At 74.8% G+C, this 17321-nt stretch carries 16 protein-coding genes; 3 read left to right on the top strand and 13 right to left on the bottom strand.

The window, feature by feature from the left end; genetic code table 11:
- Positions 1-104 precede the first annotated feature (104 nt).
- From folP to dapE, 3 genes are read right to left on the bottom strand one after another with little or no spacing between them, the layout of a single operon-like run.
- Entirely contained in the window at positions 105-1085 is a 981-nt protein-coding gene (gene folP / locus ABZ493_RS05865) for a dihydropteroate synthase (RefSeq protein ID WP_430581243.1), read from the bottom strand.
- Positions 1082-1963: a TIGR00730 family Rossman fold protein gene (locus ABZ493_RS05860; protein ID WP_430581242.1), complete on the bottom strand. Its 882-nt coding sequence runs from the start codon at positions 1961-1963 to the stop codon at positions 1082-1084. The genes folP and ABZ493_RS05860 overlap by 4 nt, the downstream gene beginning before the upstream one ends.
- Complete coding sequence (gene dapE / locus ABZ493_RS05855; protein WP_430581241.1) at positions 1960-3174, bottom strand: succinyl-diaminopimelate desuccinylase; 1215 nt, start codon at positions 3172-3174, stop codon at positions 1960-1962. Before dapE ends, ABZ493_RS05860 begins: the two co-directional genes overlap by 4 nt.
- A gap of 31 nt (positions 3175-3205) precedes the next feature.
- Here dapE and dapD point away from each other — a divergent pair, with 31 nt between their 5' ends.
- Entirely contained in the window at positions 3206-4174 is a 969-nt protein-coding gene (gene dapD, locus ABZ493_RS05850) for a 2,3,4,5-tetrahydropyridine-2,6-dicarboxylate N-succinyltransferase (RefSeq protein WP_430581240.1), read from the top strand.
- A 112-nt stretch (positions 4175-4286) separates the two neighbouring features.
- Entirely contained in the window at positions 4287-5105 is an 819-nt protein-coding gene (locus tag ABZ493_RS05845; RefSeq protein ID WP_430581239.1) for a hypothetical protein, read from the top strand.
- A gap of 61 nt (positions 5106-5166) precedes the next feature.
- Here ABZ493_RS05845 and ABZ493_RS05840 read toward each other — a convergent pair whose 3' ends face one another.
- From ABZ493_RS05840 to fdxA, 3 genes are all read right to left on the bottom strand, one after another.
- A complete protein-coding gene (locus tag ABZ493_RS05840; RefSeq protein ID WP_430581238.1) occupies positions 5167-6489 on the bottom strand; it encodes a citrate synthase in 1323 nt (440 codons plus the stop codon).
- Between the two features lie 193 nt (positions 6490-6682).
- Positions 6683-7834 carry a succinyldiaminopimelate transaminase gene (gene dapC / locus ABZ493_RS05835; protein ID WP_430581237.1) on the bottom strand — a complete coding sequence of 384 codons (1152 nt, stop codon included), beginning with the start codon at positions 7832-7834 and terminating at the stop codon, positions 6683-6685.
- Positions 7834-8151 carry a ferredoxin gene (fdxA, locus tag ABZ493_RS05830; protein ID WP_429762524.1) on the bottom strand — a complete coding sequence of 106 codons (318 nt, stop codon included), beginning with the start codon at positions 8149-8151 and terminating at the stop codon, positions 7834-7836. The genes dapC and fdxA overlap by 1 nt, the downstream gene beginning before the upstream one ends.
- Before the next feature lie 213 nt (positions 8152-8364).
- Here fdxA and ABZ493_RS05825 point away from each other — a divergent pair, with 213 nt between their 5' ends.
- On the top strand, positions 8365-8580 hold the full coding sequence (locus ABZ493_RS05825) for a hypothetical protein (RefSeq protein ID WP_430581236.1): 216 nt from the start codon (positions 8365-8367) through the stop codon (positions 8578-8580).
- A gap of 35 nt (positions 8581-8615) precedes the next feature.
- On the opposite strand, the gene ABZ493_RS05820 is transcribed toward ABZ493_RS05825, so the two are convergent.
- From ABZ493_RS05820 to typA, 7 genes are all read right to left on the bottom strand, one after another.
- Positions 8616-9644, bottom strand: a complete 1029-nt coding sequence (locus ABZ493_RS05820) for a prephenate dehydrogenase/arogenate dehydrogenase family protein (RefSeq protein WP_430581235.1) — start codon at positions 9642-9644, stop codon at positions 8616-8618.
- Positions 9641-10597, bottom strand: coding sequence for a prephenate dehydratase domain-containing protein (locus ABZ493_RS05815; RefSeq protein ID WP_430581234.1), 957 nt, complete (start codon positions 10595-10597; stop codon positions 9641-9643). Before ABZ493_RS05815 ends, ABZ493_RS05820 begins: the two co-directional genes overlap by 4 nt.
- Before the next feature lie 22 nt (positions 10598-10619).
- Complete coding sequence (locus tag ABZ493_RS05810; protein WP_430581233.1) at positions 10620-11537, bottom strand: hypothetical protein; 918 nt, start codon at positions 11535-11537, stop codon at positions 10620-10622.
- Positions 11537-13669 (bottom strand): VanW family protein, encoded by a 2133-nt coding sequence (locus ABZ493_RS05805; protein WP_430581232.1) that lies wholly within the window; start codon positions 13667-13669, stop codon positions 11537-11539. Before ABZ493_RS05805 ends, ABZ493_RS05810 begins: the two co-directional genes overlap by 1 nt.
- 203 nt (positions 13670-13872) lie before the next feature.
- Complete coding sequence (locus tag ABZ493_RS05800; RefSeq protein WP_430581231.1) at positions 13873-14292, bottom strand: DUF6113 family protein; 420 nt, start codon at positions 14290-14292, stop codon at positions 13873-13875.
- Complete coding sequence (locus tag ABZ493_RS05795; protein ID WP_430581230.1) at positions 14289-15368, bottom strand: PIG-L family deacetylase; 1080 nt, start codon at positions 15366-15368, stop codon at positions 14289-14291. Before ABZ493_RS05795 ends, ABZ493_RS05800 begins: the two co-directional genes overlap by 4 nt.
- A gap of 9 nt (positions 15369-15377) precedes the next feature.
- Positions 15378-17288: a translational GTPase TypA gene (gene typA, locus ABZ493_RS05790; RefSeq protein ID WP_430581229.1), complete on the bottom strand. Its 1911-nt coding sequence runs from the start codon at positions 17286-17288 to the stop codon at positions 15378-15380.
- Positions 17289-17321 lie beyond the last annotated feature (33 nt).

Below are 17321 nucleotides of genomic sequence, written 5' to 3'. Positions count from 1 at the left end.
GTCGGCGGGGGCGGGCCGAGGCGCGCACCCCCATTCTAGGTCAGAACCCACCCCTGACTTCCACACCCCGGACACTCACGGTCGCCAGACGAGACCCGGGATCGTCAGGCCAGGCCACGGAGCACGCCCGCCGGCGGCGCCTCGTCGCGCACGGCTGCGACCAGGTCGAGCACGCGCCGCGTGGCGGCGACGTCGTGCGCGCGGAACACGGTCGCGCCCTGCCAGGCCGCGAGCGCCGTGGCGGCCAGCGTGCCCTCGAGCCGCTCGTCGGGCGGCAGGCCCAGCGTCTCGCCGACGAAGTCCTTGCGGCTGAGCGCCATGAGCAGCGGGTACCCCAGCCCCGCGAGGACCGTGGTCCGGCGCACGAGGTGCAGCGACTGCCACGTGTTCTTGCCGAAGTCGTGCGTCGGGTCCACGAGCACGGACCGTGGCGGGACACCGCACGCCACGGCGCGCGCCGCCGCGGCGCGCAGCGTCGCGACGACGTCGTCCAGGACGCCGTCGCGGGGATCTGTGCCGGGGTCGGTGCCAGGGTCGGTGCCTGGCGCGGGGGCGGGCGGGTACTCGACGCGGTACGGGTCGGTGCGCGGCACCGCGCCGCCGGTGTGCGAGCACACGACGCCGACACCCGCCGCGCCGGCCACCTCGACGAGCGCCGGGTCGTGGCCCGCCCAGGTGTCGTTGACGAGGTCCGCCCCCGCCGCCACGACCTCGCGGGCGACGCCGGAGCGCCACGTGTCGACCGACACGAACAGGTCGGGCAGCTCCTCGCGCACCCGCGCGACGAACGGCGCCACGCGGGCGATCTCCTCCGCCTCGTCGACGTCCGGGCCGACGCCGGCGCGCACGCCCCCGACGTCGAGGATCTGCGCGCCGTCCTCCCAGGCCCGGTGGGCGGCGTCGAGCGCGGCGCCGTCGTCGGGCCGCCGGGCCGGGGCGTAGAAGGAGTCCGTGGTGCGGTTGACGATCGCCATCACCACGGGCCGCAGCACCCCGTCCGGGCCGCGGCCGACCTCGCGCCCGCGCAGCACCAGCGGGGTCCCCGCCGCCGGGACGCCGGCCGGGGACGGGGCGTCGGTCGTCACGAGGCGTCGGCCGCCTCGCCCGCGTCGTCAGCCGCGTCCCGCTGGTCCTCGACGAGCTCGTCCAACGCCTCGCGCTCGGAGGCGGCGAGCGCCCGCCCGCGCTCGATGACGTACCGCACGGCCTCCTCCGGCGAGTCCGTGAGGTGCAGCAGGTCGAGGTCGGCGCGACCGATCATCCCGCGGTCCGCCACGGCGGTGCGCAGCCAGTCCAGCAGCCCGCCCCAGTAGTCGGAGCCGACCAGCACGATCGGGAACTCGGTCACCTTGTGGGTCTGCACGAGCGTGAGGGCCTCGAACAGCTCGTCGAAGGTGCCGAAGCCGCCCGGCAGCACGATGAAGCCCTGCGCGTACTTGACGAACATCGTCTTGCGGGCGAAGAAGTACCGGAAGTTCACGCCCAGGTTCACGAACTCGTTCATGCCCTGCTCGAAGGGCAGCTCGATGCCGAGCCCGATGGACGTGCCGCCCGCGTGGTGCGCCCCCTCGTTGGCCGCCGCCATGATCCCCGGGCCGCCGCCCGTCATCACCGCGTAGCCGGCCTCGGCGAGCAGCCGCCCGACCTCGACGGCGAGCGCGTGGTCGGGGTGGTCGGCCGGGGTGCGCGCGGAGCCGAACACCGACACGGCGGGGCCGACCTCGGCCAGGGCGCCGAAGCCCTCGACGAACTCGGACTGGATGCGCATCACGCGCCACGGGTCGGAGTGCACCCAGTCGGACTCGCCCCCGCCGGCGAGGAGCCGCTGGTCGGTGGTCTGGGCCGGGATCTCCTTGCCCCGCAGCAGCACGGGCCCCTTGCGGTAGCCCTTGCCCTTCTCGGGCACCCCGTCGTCGCCGCGCTCGGGTCCGTGGCCGGTCGGGGAGGTCGTCGCTCGCGTCATGCCTCGAGACTATCCACGCCACCGGCCGGTGCGCCGAGCAGCCAGGCGCGCAGGGCGTCCCGGCCCACCGCGAGCCGGGCCACGGGCAGGCGCTCGTCGTCCTTGTGCGCCAGCACCGGGTCCCCCGGGCCGAAGTTCACGGCCGGGATGCCCAGCTCGGCGAACCGCGCGACGTCGGTCCAGCCGTACTTCGGCGTCGGCGCCGTCCCGGTCGCGGCCTGCACCGCCGCGGCGAAGTCCGCCACCAGCGGGTCGTCGAGGCCGGGGCGCGCGCCGGGCGCGGCGTCGGTGACGACCACCTCGAAGCCCTCGAAGAGCTCGCGCACGTGCGCCTCCGCCTCGGCCACGCCCTGCGACGGCGCGAAGCGGTAGTTCACCGTGACCGTGCAGGCGTCCGGCACCACGTTGCCGGCGACGCCGCCGCGGATCCCGACGGCGCCGAGGCTCTCGCGGTACACCAGCCCGTCCACCTCGACCTCGCGCGCCTCGTAGGCGGCCAGGCGGTCGAGCACGGGAGCCGCCGCGTGGATCGCGTTCACCCCGGCCCACGCGCGCGCCGAGTGCGCGGCGACGCCGTGGGTGCGGACCTCGACGCGCAGGGTGCCGTTGCAGCCGCCCTCGATGCCGTTGTTGCTGGACTCGCCGAGGATCGCGAAGTCCCCCGCGAGCGCCTCGGGGTGGTTCCGCACCAGCCGGCCGAGCCCGCTGAGCGACGCCTCGACCTCCTCGTGGTCGTAGAAGACGTACGTCAGGTCGTGGGCGGGCTCGCGCCCCGGGCGACCCAGCTCGACGGCGAGCGCGAGCATGATCGCCACGCCGCCCTTCATGTCGACGGTGCCGCGGCCCCACATCTCGACCGTGCCGTCCGCGGCCGTCCCGAGCCGCGTCGGCAGGTTCGGCGGGTCGGTGAGCGGCACCGTGTCGAGGTGGCCCGCGAGCACCACGCGGCGCGCGCGGCCGAGGTGGGTGCGGGCGACCAGCGCGTCGCCGTCGCGCAGCACGTCGAGGTGCGGCTGGGCGCGCAGCACCCGCTCGACGGCGTTCGCGAGCGCGGCCTCGTCCCCCGAGACCGACGGGACGTCGCAGATCGCGGCCAGCAGGTCCACGAGGTCCGACGTCGCGACCGTCCCCGGGTCGAGCAGGGCATCGAGGTGGGCGCCGAGGTGGGGGTCGCGAGAAGGGGGTGTGCTGTCCGTGGTCACGCGCACCATCGTGGCAGACGAGGCCACTACGCTGGGCCGCATGACGACGCCTGCCTCCTCCCGCCCCGCCTGGGGCCTCGGTCTCGCCACGGTCGCCGACGACGGCACGACGCTGGACGTCTGGTACCCCAGCCCCGTCCTGGGCGCGCCGCCGGAGTCCGACGTCGACATCCCGGCCGAGCTCGACGCCCTCACCGAGCGGGACGACGCGCGCCGCGTGGACGTCGTCGTCGTGCGCACGGTGATCGACCTCGACGCCGCGCCGAAGGACACCCAGGACGCCTACCTGCGCCTGCACCTGCTCTCGCACCGGCTGGTCCAGCCCCACGGCGTCAACCTCGACGGCCTCTTCGGCGTGCTGACCAACGTCGTGTGGACGTCGCACGGCCCCTGCGCCGTCGAGGGCTTCGAGGCCACCCGCCTGCGCCTGCGCGCCGACACGGGCCGCGCGGTCACCGTGTTCGGGATCGACAAGTTCCCCCGCATGGTCGACTACGTCGTGCCCGCCGGCGTGCGCATCGCCGACGCCGACCGCGTGCGCCTCGGCGCGCACCTCGCGTCCGGCACCACCGTCATGCACGAGGGCTTCGTGAACTTCAACGCCGGAACGCTCGGCGCCTCGATGGTCGAGGGCCGCATCTCCGCCGGGGTCGTCGTCGGCGACGGGTCCGACGTCGGCGGCGGCGCGTCGATCATGGGCACCCTGTCGGGCGGCGGCAAGGAGGTCATCAGCGTGGGCGAGCGGTCGCTGCTCGGCGCCAACGCCGGCCTCGGCATCCCGCTCGGCGACGACTGCGTGGTCGAGGCCGGCCTGTACCTCACCGCGGGCACCAAGGTCACGGTGCTCGGCGAGATGGGCGCGGACGGCGACCCGCTCGTGGTCAAGGCACGCGACCTCGCCGGCCGCGACAACCTGCTGTTCCGCCGCAACTCGCGCACGGGCGCGGTCGAGGTGCTGGAGCGGGGCGGGGTGGGCGTCGAGCTCAACGCCGCACTGCACGCGAACTGACGTGTCCGGCAGACCGGGTCGGCGAGGCGGCCGGCGGAAGGGCCGGCGACGGGCGACCGGCGCCGCCCTCGCCGCGGTCCTCGTCGTCGGCGCCGGCGCTACCGCCGGCGTCGTGTGGTTCCTCGACCGGGCCGACACCCCCTCGGTGCAGCGGTGCGCGGCCGCGCTGGACGGCACGTCGTGGTACCTCACGCCCGTCCAGGCGGAGAACGCCGCCCTGATCGTCGGGACGTCGGTGCAGCGCGAGCTGCCGGGACGGGCGGCCACGATCGGTCTCGCGACCGCGCTCCAGGAGTCGCGCCTGGTCAACATCGACTACGGCGACCGGGACTCGGTGGGGCTCTTCCAGCAGCGCCCCTCCCAGGGGTGGGGCACCGTCGAGGAGATCATGGACCCGGTCTACTCGACGGGGAAGTTCTACGACGGCCTCGCCAAGGTCGACGGCTACGAGGACCTCGAGGTGACCGTCGCCGCGCAGGCGGTGCAGCGCTCCGGCTTCCCCGACGCGTACGCCCAGCACGAGACCCGGTCACGGGCCTGGGCGTCCGCGCTCACGGGGCACTCCCCCGGCGCGATCACCTGCGAGCTGCCGCCCACCGAGGACGATGCCGCCCCGTCGGGCGCCGCCGCCCGCGACCTGCTTGCCGAGCGCGCGGCCCGCGACCTCGGGCTCCCCGCCGGCGCCCTGCGGGCCGACACGTCCGACGACGACGTGAACGCCGTCGTCGTGGACGCCACCGCGGTGCCGCTGGACGGGGACCTCGCCACCTGGGCGGTCGCCCACTGGGCCGTCGCCACCGCGTCCGTCACCGGCGCGCAGGAGGTCACGGCCGGTACCAGGACGTGGACCCGGGACCGCGGCGAGTGGGCGGTCGTGGACGACGACGCCGACCGCCGGCCCGACGGCCAGGTGACGATCGTCCTGTCGTGATCGTCCTGGCCGCGGGCCGACGGCCGGCGTCGGTGCGGTACCCGTTCTGGGGGCGCGAGCCTCAGCGCTGCTCGAGCGGCACGTAGTCGCGCTCGGTCGGACCGGTGTAGACCTGCCGGGGGCGGCCGATCTTGGTCTGCGGGTCGTTCATCATCTCGCGCCACTGGGCGATCCAGCCGGGCATGCGGCCGAGGGCGAACAGCGGCGTGAACATGGCCGGCGAGAAGCCCATGGCCTTGTAGATGAGGCCCGTGTAGAAGTCCACGTTCGGGTAGAGCTTGCGCTCGACGAAGTAGTCGTCGGACAGCGCGATCTCCTCGAGCCCGCGGGCGATGTCGAGCAGCTCGTCCTTGGCACCGAGCTGGTCCAGCACGGCGTCCGCGTGCTTCTTCACGATCGCGGCACGCGGGTCGTAGCTCTTGTAGACCCGGTGGCCGAAGCCCATGAGCCGGACGCCGTCCTCCTTGTTCTTGACCTTCTTCATGAAGGTCTCGACGGAGTCGTCGCCGCTGCGGATGCTCTCGAGCATCGTGAGGACGGCCTCGTTGGCGCCGCCGTGCGACGGGCCCGACAGGGCGTTGATGCCGGCGGCGACCGACGCGTACAGCGTCGCGTTCGACGAGCCGACGATGCGCACGGTGGACGTGGAGCAGTTCTGCTCGTGGTCCGCGTGCAGGATGAGGAGCTTGTCCATCGCGGACACGAGCACCGGGTCGGACTCCCACTGCTCGTAGGGCCGCGAGAACGTCATGCGCAGGAAGTCGTCCACGTAGCCGCGGGCGTAGTCCGGGTACATGAGGGGCTCGTCGCGCGTGGCGCGGTGCAGGTAGGACGTGATGGTGCGGATCTTGGCGAGGATCAGCACGGTGGCGAGCTCGACGGCCTCCGGGTCGTGCGGGTCCAGCGACTCGGGGTAGTACGTCGCGAGCGCGTTGACCGCCGAGGCCAGGATCGACATCGGGTGGCCGCCGCGCGGGAACGACGACAGGAAGGCGCGGAAGCCCTCCGGCACCAGCGTGTGGCGGTTGACCCGCTCCTCGAACGCCGACAGCTCGGCCGGAGACGGCAGCTCGCCGTGGATGAGCAGGTACGCCACCTCGAGGAAGGTCGAGGAGTCGGCGAGCTGTTCGATGGGGTACCCGCGGTAGCGCAGGATGCCCTGGTCGCCGTCGATGTACGTGATCTCCGACTGGCACGACGCGGTGTTGGTGAAACCCGGGTCGACCGTGACGAGGCCGGTGTCCCTCAGCAGGGACGACACGACGATGCCGTCGTTGCCCTCCGTGGCCGGGACGACGGGCAGCTGTCGAGCGGTACCGTCGACGACGAGCTCGACCGAGGCGGAGTCGCCCGTGGTGCCTGCGGCAGGCGTGGTGGACGTCATGTCTTCCTTCCGTGACGGGCCTGCCGGCTCCCGACGACGGGACCGGTGGGCGCGTGACTCGTGACTCTGGGACGGGGGCGGCCCGGGGCACGCCGGCCGTGGCATCCTCCAGGGCTACCTCGGCCTGCGGTCGAACCTACCCCCCAACACCAAGGTGATCCAATCCCCTGCCCAGCCGCAGCCATCCCGCTCGTCACGCAGTGGTGATGCGCGTCACACCCTCGACCACGAGATCGTCGGGCGCGGTCAGCGCGACGCGGACGTGCGACCGCCCCGCGTCGCCGTAGAACTCCCCCGGGCCGACCAGGATGCCCCGGCGCGCGAACCACGCCGCGAGGTCGCGCGACGTCGCGCCCGCGAGCGGCGACCCGTCCGCCGGGCGGGCCCAGAGGTACAGGCCGGCCTCGGAGCCGTCGACGACGAAGCCGGCCGCCTCGAGCGCGCCGAGCAGCCCGGCGCGGCGTCCGCGGTAGACCTCGCGCTGCGCGGCGACGTGGGCGTCGTCCCCCAGCGCGGCGGTCATCGCCGCCTGCACCGGCGCGGGGACGATCATGCCGAGGTGCTTGCGGGTGGCCAACAGGCCGGACACGAGGGCCGGGTCGCCGGCCACGAACGCGGCGCGGTAGCCGGCCACGTTGGACTGCTTCGACAGCGAGTACGCGACGAGGAGCCCCTCGGGGCTGCCGCCGGTGACCCGCGGGTCGAGCAGGCTGGGCACGCGCGAGACGCCGCCGTCGCCCACCCAGGCGTCGGCCCACGGCAGCTCGGCGTAGCACTCGTCGCCCACGACGACGGCGCCGATCTCCCGCGCCGCCTCCACCACGCGGCGCAGGTGCGCGACGTCGGCGACCTCACCGGTCGGGTTGCCCGGCGAGTTGACCCACACGAGTCGCACGTCGCGGCGCCCGGCCCAGGCGTCGACGTCGTCCGTGGCCAGCGGCGTCGCGCCGGCCAGGCGGGCGCCGACGTCGTAGGTCGGGTACGCGACCGCCGGGTGCACGACGACGTCGCCCGGGCCCAGGCGCAGCAGCGACGGCAGCAGGCCGACGAGCTCCTTGGACCCCAGGGTGGGCAGCACGGCGTCCGGGTCGAGCCCCGGCACGCCGCGGCGACGGGCGAACCAGCCCGCCACCGCCTCCCGGAGCGCGGGCGTGCCGTGCGTCAACGGGTAGCCGTGAGCGTCCGACGCCGCCGCGAGCGCGTCGCGCACCACCTGCGGCGTCGGGTCGACCGGCGTGCCGATCGACAGGTCCACCACGCCGCCGGGGTGCGCGCGGGCGGTCGCCCGCACCTCCTCGAGCGTGTCCCAGGGATAGGGCAGGCCGCTGAGGTCGGCGAAGCCCATCAGGCCTGGGGCGGCAGGCCGGCGATCATGGGGTCGTCCTTCTCGATGAGCCCCATCTTGGCGGCGCCGCCCGGCGAGCCCAGGTCGTCGAAGAACTCGACGTTGGCCCGGTAGTAGTCCTTCCACTGCTCGGGGACGTCGTCCTCGTAGTAGATGGCCTCGACCGGGCAGACCGGCTCGCACGCGCCGCAGTCGACGCACTCGTCCGGGTGGATGTACAGGGAGCGCGAGCCCTCGTAGATGCAGTCCACGGGACACTCCTCGATGCACGCCTTGTCCTTGACGTCGACGCACGGCTGAGCGATCACGTAGGTCACTGCGGGCTACCTTCCAGGTGACGAGGGCGCGGCCCGGCGAGCGGGCTGCGGGTCTCGATGCTTCATCGATGGTGCTTCTCCGGTGCTGACCGGCGCGGGCGCTCGGCCCGCGCGGCCAACTCTAGTATCGCTGACGTGGTGCCTTCACCGTCAGCCGTCCCACCTGCCGTACCACCCGCCTGGGCCGGTGTCCCCGCCGGGACCCGTGTCGTCGTGCGGCGGCGTCTGTCCCCCGCCGAGGCGGCCGAGCACGGGGCGCGGTGGGCGGACGTCGTGGGGATTCTCACGGCCGTGGGGCCCGCCGGCCTGCGCGTACGTCCCGACCGCTCCGCCGACCTGCCGGAGATGGCCGTCGCCGCCGAAGACGTCGAGGCCGTGAAGCCGGTCCCGCCGCGGCGACCGCGGCGGGGGCGCCCCGACCAGACCTGAGGCCGCGGCCCGAGCCTGCGAGCCGGATGCTCCGCTCAGCGCGGGGCGCGCACCCGGACCGCGCCGACGTCGACGCCCACGACGACGGCGCCCGCCGTGCAGCGCGCCACGAGGTCGTCGACCAGGCCGGACGTCCAGGAGTCGCCGACCGGCAGCGACTCCTCGGACCCCGTCGGCCGGGCGCGGCCACCCGCGCGCAGCTCGCGGACGTCGTCCGCGGCGTGGAAGAAATGATGGAGCGAGCCGTTGGTCTCCAGGGCGCCGATCACGACCTCGAGGTCGCGCACGGCCTTGCGCAGCACCGGCGCCACCCAGGCGGCGTTCTCCGTGACCATCGCCTCGGTGCGCGCCGGGTCCGTGAGCGCGACCCGGGTGCCGTCGCGGAAGCTGCCCGCCGAGAGGCCCAGCGCGAGGTCGCGCACCGGGGCACCCGCCGCGGCGTTGAGGAGCTGCGTCGCCAGCACGTGCGGCACGTGGCTCACCAGGGCCGCCGCCTCGTCATGGCGGTCGTCCGTGACCACCGCGGCCGTACCGGCCAGCGGTCCGGTCACGAGGCGCAGCACCTGCGCGAGGCGCCGCGGCTCGCCGGGCGCGGCCGCGCCCGGCTCCGCGACCGTGACCGCCCAGGGCGCCCCGTCGAGCAGCGCCGCGTCGGACGCGGCGAAGCCGCTGTGCTCGGTGCCGGCCATCGGGTGCGCCCCGACGTACCGGTCCCCCAGCCCCGCGGCGGCCGCCGCCGCGCGGACCGGGCCCTTGACGGAGCCGACGTCGGTCACCGTCGCGTCACGGTCCAGAAGCGGCGCCAGCTCGGCGGCCGTGGCGCGCACGACGCGCAGCGGGACGGCGAGCACGACGACGTCGGGCCCCGCCGCGCACACGCCCGCCAGGTCGTCGGCGACGCGCAGCCCGACGGCACGCGCGTCGGCGCGGGTGCCGGCGTCGGTGTCGGTCGCGACGACGTCCACGCCCCGCGCCGCGAGCAGGCGCGCGAGCGAGCCGCCCACCAGGCCCAGGCCGACGACACCGACGGTGCCGACGGTGCCCGGGCCCTGCGCCCCGCTCACCACAGCAGGCCCCGCGCGACCGCCGCCTCGTCGTCCGAGCCCAGCACGCTGCCGGTCGGCACGTGGTCGGGCAGCACGCCGTCGAGCCCGGGACCACCGGGCGCCACGGGGAACGCGCCGAGCACCTTGAGCGAGTCCCCCGCCCCGAGCAGCGCGGCGAACAGGTCGCGCACCTGCGGCTCCCAGGGGGCGCCGTCGAGCGTCACGACGAACACGTACTGGCTCTCGCGCACCTTCAGCGGCCGCTCCACGAGGCTCGACATGTTCACGCCGCGCTCGGCGAACTCCGCGGTGACGCGCGCCAGCACGCCGGGCCCCGTGACGACCGGCGTCACCGCGGCCATGGTGCGCCAGGCCTCGGTCGCCTGTCCGGCGCGCAGCGGCGCCCACGCGGCCGTCGCGTCGTCCCGGCGGCACAGCACGACGAACCGCGTGCGCGCGCCGGCGAAGTCCTCCACCCCGGTCGCGAGGGTCTCCAGCCCGTAGAGCTCGCCGCACAACCGTGGCCCGAACGCCACCTGGTGGTCGGCGAGGTCGCGGCACGCCGCCGCGTTCGACGACGCCGGCACCGGCAGCAGGTCCCGCTCGGCGACGAAGCGCGTGCACTGCGCGAGCCCGTGCGGGTGCGCCGTCGCCTCGCGCAGGCCCGAGGGGTCGGCGTGCCCGGGGCGCACGAAGGCGTCGAACGAGATGTCCAGCACCACCTCGTCGACGGCGACCACGTCGGGGCTGCCCAGCAGGGCGTCGAGCGACGGCACCACGTACCCCTCGACGGAGCTCTCGATCGCCACCACCCCGCGGTCCGCGGCGCCCGACGCGACGGCGTCGTGCACCTCCCGGACCGTGGCCAGCGGCCGCTGCGCGACCTCACCGCCGCCCGTCCGCGCACCGACCCAGCGGCGGACCGCCTCGTGGGTGAACGTGCCCTCGGGTCCCAGGTACGCGATCCTCATCGGCCGGTCCTCCCTCGGCGGCTCACTCAGCGCCTGTCTCCGGGGCCCCGGCGCCCTCGGCCCACTGCGGCGCCAGCGGCACGGGGCCCGGCACGAAGCCGTCGCCCGGCAGCACGGCCAGGGTGCGGTGCGCGACGCCGCGCCCGTCGAGCTCCGCGACAAGGCCGTCGAGCACCGCGACGGACGCGCACCGGAACGAGGTGAAGAACACGTGCGGCCCATGGGGGGACGGGTGGCTGCGCAGGTGCTGCAGGTCGACGCCCGCCTCCGACAGGACCGCCAGCGTGTGCTGCAGCGACCCGCGGTGGTCGTCCGACGGCCCCACGGCGAGCCACACCTGGGCGGGCGCGTCGAACCGGGGCCAGGCGGCCCGCGACTCCAGGAGCCCGTACCAGACCGGCAGCCGTCCGGCGAGGCGCTCGCTGCCGGGCACCTCGACCCACCCGGCGGGCACCCGCGTGCACTCGACCACGAGCGAGCCCGCCGGCCCCGCCAGCGCGACGCGCTCGTCGACCGACGTGCGGGCCGGCACCAGCCGGGGGCTGACGCCCATCGCGCGCAGCAGGTCCTGGCAGTCGCGCATCCCCGCCTCGTCGATGACGACCTGGCCGCCCGCGGCGCCCGCCGGGGCCACCCACACCCACTGCGGCGCGACGGCGACGGCCGACGTGAGGATGAGCGACGGCTCGCCGGCGAGCAGCGCCTCCTCGAGCCGGGGCGACGGCTGCTCCGGGTGACCCAGGTGCACCACCGCCGCCAGGTCGTCGATCGTCGCCACCGTGGCGAGCGTGTCCGACGTCGTGCCGAGGTCCAGCAGCTCGATCGACTCGTCCGGCACCGCCGTGGCCACCGCCGACCCGGGGGCGACCCCCGACCAGCCCGCGTCGTGCGCCGCCAGCGCGGCGTGCGCCGGGGACTCGCGTTCCGAGCGTCCGAGCATCAGTCCTCCTTGGCCTTTCCGTCGTCCCCGCCGTCGCCGTCGTCCGCGGGCTCGCGGTCCGCGTCACGATCGGCCTTCGGCTGGTCGCAGACCACCGGGTTGTCCGGCTTGTAGGTCCAGGTCTTCGACTCGTCCTTGACCAGGTCGCCGTCGTGGTAGACCTTGCGGTAGTTCGTGATCGTGAACCCGTCGTTCCCGCCCGGGTAGGGCTCGCAGCTCGCGCCGGACTTGTGCACGGCCGTCGCCGGGACGACGTTCCGCTTGTCGCCGACGCCCGGGTCGACCTCGTAGTACTCGGTCGACCAGATCTGGACGTGCAGCTCGCCGCCCGACACCCACGACTGCATGACGGCGCCGTACGGCGTGTCGTTCGTGAACTTCATGTCGATCGCGCCCACGTAGATGGTCGCCTCGCGCCCCGCCGGGTACCGGCTGAACCAGTAGCTGTGCGGCTGGTGACCGGCGTCGTCGAACCCGGCGAAGAAACCGGCGTTGTACGTGGTCGTGGCCATCTGGGACAGGCCGCCGCCCACGGCGTCGGTGTGCACGCCGTTGCTCACCACGCCCGCCGCGACGAAGCCGTTCGACTCGTCGATGGGCGACAGCGTGTCGAGCAGCGAGAACGTCTCCCCCGGCGCCACGAGGGTGCCGGTGACCAGCTGGGCGCCCCGCTCGAGGTTGCGCGTACGGATCGGCTCGCTCGTCAGCGGGGTGGAGAACGACGAGACGACCTCCTTGACGCCCATGCCCTCGAGGGCCTCCTTGGTGCGCTCCGGCTCGCGCTCGACGAGCTTCAGCTCGACCGTGCGCTCGTCCGACAGGGCCGCCTCGCCGACGGCGGACGCGGTGTCGTCCGGGTCGAGCGTCGTGCCCTGCTCCCCGCCCTCGACGACGGGCTTGCCGCCGGAGAACACGAAGTGCGCGTCGTCCGGCTCGGTGAGCAGGTCGTCGGTGTCGTCCACCACGTCGGAGACCAGCTTCTCTCCGTCGAACCGCGGCGTCAGCTCACCGTCGGTGTTCTTGAACGACGTCGCCTTGGCGAGCGCCTTCGGCGACAGCTCGGCGGACTGCTCCCCCACGTCGACGGTGACGGGGCCGCTCACCACCTGCTGCGCCTGCTCCAGGGCGGCGTCCGTCTCCGCCTGCGTGACCGCGGGCTCCACCACCTCGGTCGGCAGGTCCACCGGGCCCGACGTGACGAGCCAGGCGTCCGCAACGGCGTCCACCGCCTCGTCGACGAGCACGCCCGACCCCTCGACCGCGTCCGTGGACACGGCCTCGGCCCCCTTGAACCCGACCGTGCCGTCCACGGGCTCGACCTTGAGGGAGTCCTCGAGGCCCGAGATCGCCGACGTGAGCGTCGGGTCGGAGACGTCGACCACGGGCGGCACGTCGTCGGCGCCGACCAGGTGCTCCCACAGGTGGACGGGGCTCAGCGAGAACCCGGTGAGCCCGTCGACCGTCGCCTGCGCGTCGAACGACAGCCCGGCCTCGGCCGGGTCGATCGTGCTCGAGGCCTCCCCCGCCCGGACCTCGACCGGCTCCGCGGCCCGCGGCCCCAGGTCGTCCTCGAGCGCCGCGACCGCGGCCCCGGAGTCCATGCCGCCGATGTCGACGCCGGCGACGCTGGTCCCCTTCGGCACCGTCCCCGCGACGGCCCACTGCGCCCCCGCATAGAGGCCCGCGACGACGACGAGCCCGACGCCGGCCCACAGCGCGACCTTGGGCGCGCGGCTGGGTGCGCCGTCACCCGTCAGGCCGTCGAGCGGCGAGCCGGGGTCCGCGGGCGGCGGGCCGGCGGGCTCCGTCGCGGTCGTGAAGATCGTCGGGGCGGACTCGGCCACCGGGGGCACGCCAGGAGCAGGGGCCACCGCCGGCAGCGCCTGCGTCGGCGGGCCCGACGGCGGCGCCGGCACGGTGGCGACCACGCGCTGCTCGTACAGCCGCACCTGCGGCTGGTACGGGGTGTCCGGTTCCTCCGCGGGCTGCTCGTTCGCGGGCGCCTGCTGGGCCGCGGGCTGCTGCGGAGCCGGCTGCTCTGGGGCGGTGGCCTGGGGATCGGTCTCGGGGCGCGCAGGCTCGGCGGGTGCGGGCCCGGCGGGGTCCGGCTCGCGCTCGGTCGGGTGACCCATGCATGCTCCGTCAGGGTGGGGTGCGGGGGCGACGCCCCGGGGGGACAGGTGACGCGGGGCGGACCCGCCTGGGGGATCCTACTCGGGCGGCACCTGCCGTCCCGGAGCAAGTCCGGGTGAAAGTGCCAAATCGGACGTCGGTCCCCACAGGTTCGTCACGCCCGGCAGGGCGGCGCGCACGGGACGCTCACAGACGGGCGCCGTCAGCCCCGGCGGTCGGAGAACCACGACCGCGGCAGGAAGGCCGCGACGAGGAACATGGCGAGACCGCCGTACGTCCACACCAGGCCGACGGGCTGCGCCGGCACCAGCACGTCCCCGCCCGGACCGGCGACGGCGAGCACCTGCACGGCGACCACCCAGCCGGCACCGGCGGCGAGCAGCGGGCCCAGCCCGGCCCACGCCCGGCACAGCACGGCGGTGGACAGGGTGATCGCGAGGGCCAGGACGATGCCGACCGGCAGGTCCTGCCACTGGGTGCGGTGCGCGACCGTGCCCAGCACCCCGACGACGGCTCCCAGCGCCACGGCGAGCACCGTGCGCGCGGCGGACCGCCACCACCGGCCCGCACCCGCGGGAGCGGCGGGGGGCGGGGTGGGGGTCGCGTGCTCGGGCGTGGTCATCGCGGCGAGCCTACCGGCGCCGGGTGCGCCGTGACGCGCGACCGTGACGTGTCGGGAGCCACGAGGTAGTGCTCCTGCGCGAGCACCGGGGCGAGCACCGCGTTGCTCAACGCGTACCAGCCGAGCAGGGCGTCGTCGGCACCGGCCTCGGGCGCCCGGGTCGCGTGCTGCACCTGGGTGGCGTGCGCGCGCATGGCGGCCAGCACGCGGTCGAGCACCGGCGCGACGTCGACCCGCTCGAGGCCGTGCGGCCCTGCGTCGTCGAGCTCCGCGTCGTGGTGGGCCAGGGGCGGGAGGTCCTCGTCGGGGTCGGGGAAGGTCAGCCCGGCCCGGGTGGCGAGCTCGGCTGCCGCGGAGGCGGCACCGAGCGACCTGCGTCCCGCTCGCAGCGCGGCGGACGGCGTGACCGCCCGCCACAGCGCTGCCTCGGCCCAGGGCTCGCCCGGCACGGGGGCGTCCGGGTCCGCGGCGAGCTCGAGCGCCCGCACGGTGACGTCGTGGGCGCGCACGTGGTCCGGGTGGCCGTACCCGCCCTGCTCCTCGTACGTCGCGACGACGGCCGGGCGGCGGGTGCGGACGACGGCCGCCAGGCGCGCGGCGGCGTCGTCGAGCGGGACGCGCGCGAACGCCGTCGCGGGCGCGTCGTCCGCCGGCCCGGCCACCCCCGGCGCGACCCACGCCATGCCCGAGTCCTCGAACCGCCTGTCAGACGCTGGGCCCACCTGAGCACGCTGAGCGTCCGACAGGTCGACGGCGTCGAGGAAGACGTGCTCGACGACGCCCGGCGCGCCGCCGAGGGCGGCCAGGGCGGCGGACAGCTCGGTCTCCCGGTGCGCTGCGAACGCCGGCCCGTCGCCCTCCAGGCGCGCCAGCCCCGTGCGGTGGGACGGCGTGTCGATGACCTCCCCGCGCTCGCCGCGCGTGCAGGTCACCACGGCGACCGGCCGTCCGGCGACGGCCCACGACGCGAGCAGCGCGCCGGTGGCGAGCGTCTCGTCGTCGGGGTGGGCGTGCACCGCGAGCAGCCCGCCGTCGGGCACGGGCCGCTCGGCGGCGGGCGTCGCGGGGCCGGTCACCGGAGCGGGTCAGGCCCGCTTGGCCCGCGCCGTCGCCCGGGCGCGCGCCGTGGCGTCGAGCTCCACCTTGCGGATCCGCACGACCTCCGGCGTCACCTCGACGCACTCGTCCTCGCGCGCGAACTCGAGGGACTCCTCGAGCGTGAGGTGGCGCGGCGGGATGAGGTTCTCGAAGTTGTCCGCGGTCGAGGACCGCATGTTCGTCAGCTTCTTCTCCTTGGTGATGTTGACGTCCATGTCCTCGTTGCGGGAGTTCTCGCCGACGATCATGCCCTCGTAGACCTCCTGCGTGGGGTCGACGAAGAACGAGCCGCGCTCCTGCAGGTTGATCATGGCGAACGGCGTCACCTTGCCGGCGCGGTCGGCCACGAGCGAGCCGGTGTTGCGCGACTCGATGGGACCGTGCCACGGCTCGAAGCCCTCGGAGATCGACGCGGCGATGCCGGTGCCGCGCGTCTCCGTGAGGAACTGCGTGCGGAAGCCGATGAGGCCGCGCGCCGGGACCATGAACTCCATGCGCACCCAGCCGGTGCCGTGGTTGCTCATGGTCTCCATGCGGCCCTTGCGCTGCGCCAGGAGCTGGGTGACGGCGCCGAGGTACTCCTCGGGCACGTCGATGGTCATGCGCTCCATCGGCTCGTGCCGCTTGCCGTCGATCTGCTTGGTGACGACCTGCGGCTTGCCGACGGTGAGCTCGAAGCCCTCGCGGCGCATCTGCTCGACGAGGATCGCCAGGGCCAGCTCGCCGCGGCCCTGCACCTCCCACGCGTCCGGGCGCTCGGTGGGGAGCACCTTGAGCGACACGTTGCCGATCAGCTCGGAGTCGAGGCGGTCCTTGACCTGGCGCGCGGTGACCTTGTGGCCCTTGCCGCCCTTGCCCGCCAGCGGCGAGGTGTTGATGCCGATGGTCATCGAGATCGCCGGGTCGTCCACCGTGATGAGCGGCAGCGGGCGCGGGTCGTCGACGTCCGTGAGGGTCTCGCCGATCATGATGTCGGCGATGCCGGCGACGGCCACGATCTCGCCCGGCCCGGCGGACTCGGTCGGCACGCGGTCGAGCGCCTTCGTCTCGAGCAGCTCGGTGATCCGCACGCTCGACAGGGTGCCGTCGTGGCGGGCCCACGCGACCGTCTGCCCCTTGCGCAGGGTGCCGTTGAAGATGCGCAGCAGCGCGAGGCGGCCGAGGAACGGCGACGCGTCGAGGTTGGTGACGTGCGCCTGCAGCGGCATGTCCGCCTCGAAGGTCGGCGCGGGGATCTTCTCGAGGATCGTGCCGAACAGCGGCTCGAGGTCCTCGTTCGCCGGCAGCGCGCCGTCGGCGGGCTGGTCGATCGACGCGCGGCCGGCCTTGGCCGACGCGTAGACGACGGGCACGTCGAGGATGGCGTCCAGGTCGAGGTCGGGGACCTCGTCGGACAGGTCGCTCGCCAGGCCGAGCAGCAGGTCGGTGGTCTCGCCCACGACCTCGGTGATGCGCGCGTCCGGCCGGTCGACCTTGTTCACGACGACGATCACGGGCAGCTTCGCGGCGAGCGCCTTGCGCAGCACGAAGCGGGTCTGCGGCAGCGGGCCCTCCGACGCGTCGACCAGCAGCACGACGCCGTCGACCATCGACAGGCCGCGCTCGACCTCGCCGCCGAAGTCGGCGTGGCCGGGGGTGTCGATGACGTTGATGGTGATGCCGCCGGGCTCGCCCGCCTCCGCCGCCGCCGGGCCGGCGTACCGGACCGCGGTGTTCTTCGCGAGGATGGTGATGCCCTTCTCGCGCTCCAGGTCACCGGAGTCCATGACGCGGTCGTCCACGTGCTGGTGGGCGGAGAAGGCGCCTGCCTGGCGCAGCATGGCGTCCACGAGGGTCGTCTTGCCGTGGTCGACGTGGGCGACGATCGCCACGTTGCGCAGGTCGGAGCGCACAGACATCTACGGGTCTCATTTCCTGGGGTGGGGAGGCGA

Origin of the sequence: Isoptericola sp. NPDC019482, from assembly GCF_040632295.1 — a bacterium.
Lineage (GTDB): Bacteria > Actinomycetota > Actinomycetes > Actinomycetales > Cellulomonadaceae > Isoptericola.
This window is presented reverse-complemented; position numbering and strand designations above follow the sequence as displayed.

Coding starts and splice junctions, on each gene's coding strand:
- dapD (WP_430581240.1), top strand. CDS start 3,206: ATGACGACGCCTGCCTCCTCCCGCCCCGCCTGGGGCCTCGGTCTCGCC.
- typA (WP_430581229.1), bottom strand. CDS start 17,288: ATGTCTGTGCGCTCCGACCTGCGCAACGTGGCGATCGTCGCCCACGTC.
- ABZ493_RS05805 (WP_430581232.1), bottom strand. CDS start 13,669: ATGGGTCACCCGACCGAGCGCGAGCCGGACCCCGCCGGGCCCGCACCC.
- ABZ493_RS05800 (WP_430581231.1), bottom strand. CDS start 14,292: ATGACCACGCCCGAGCACGCGACCCCCACCCCGCCCCCCGCCGCTCCC.
- dapC (WP_430581237.1), bottom strand. CDS start 7,834: ATGGGCTTCGCCGACCTCAGCGGCCTGCCCTATCCCTGGGACACGCTC.
- dapE (WP_430581241.1), bottom strand. CDS start 3,174: ATGGTGCGCGTGACCACGGACAGCACACCCCCTTCTCGCGACCCCCAC.
- ABZ493_RS05860 (WP_430581242.1), bottom strand. CDS start 1,963: ATGACGCGAGCGACGACCTCCCCGACCGGCCACGGACCCGAGCGCGGC.
- ABZ493_RS05840 (WP_430581238.1), bottom strand. CDS start 6,489: ATGACGTCCACCACGCCTGCCGCAGGCACCACGGGCGACTCCGCCTCG.
- ABZ493_RS05810 (WP_430581233.1), bottom strand. CDS start 11,537: ATGCTCGGACGCTCGGAACGCGAGTCCCCGGCGCACGCCGCGCTGGCG.
- ABZ493_RS05815 (WP_430581234.1), bottom strand. CDS start 10,597: ATGAGGATCGCGTACCTGGGACCCGAGGGCACGTTCACCCACGAGGCG.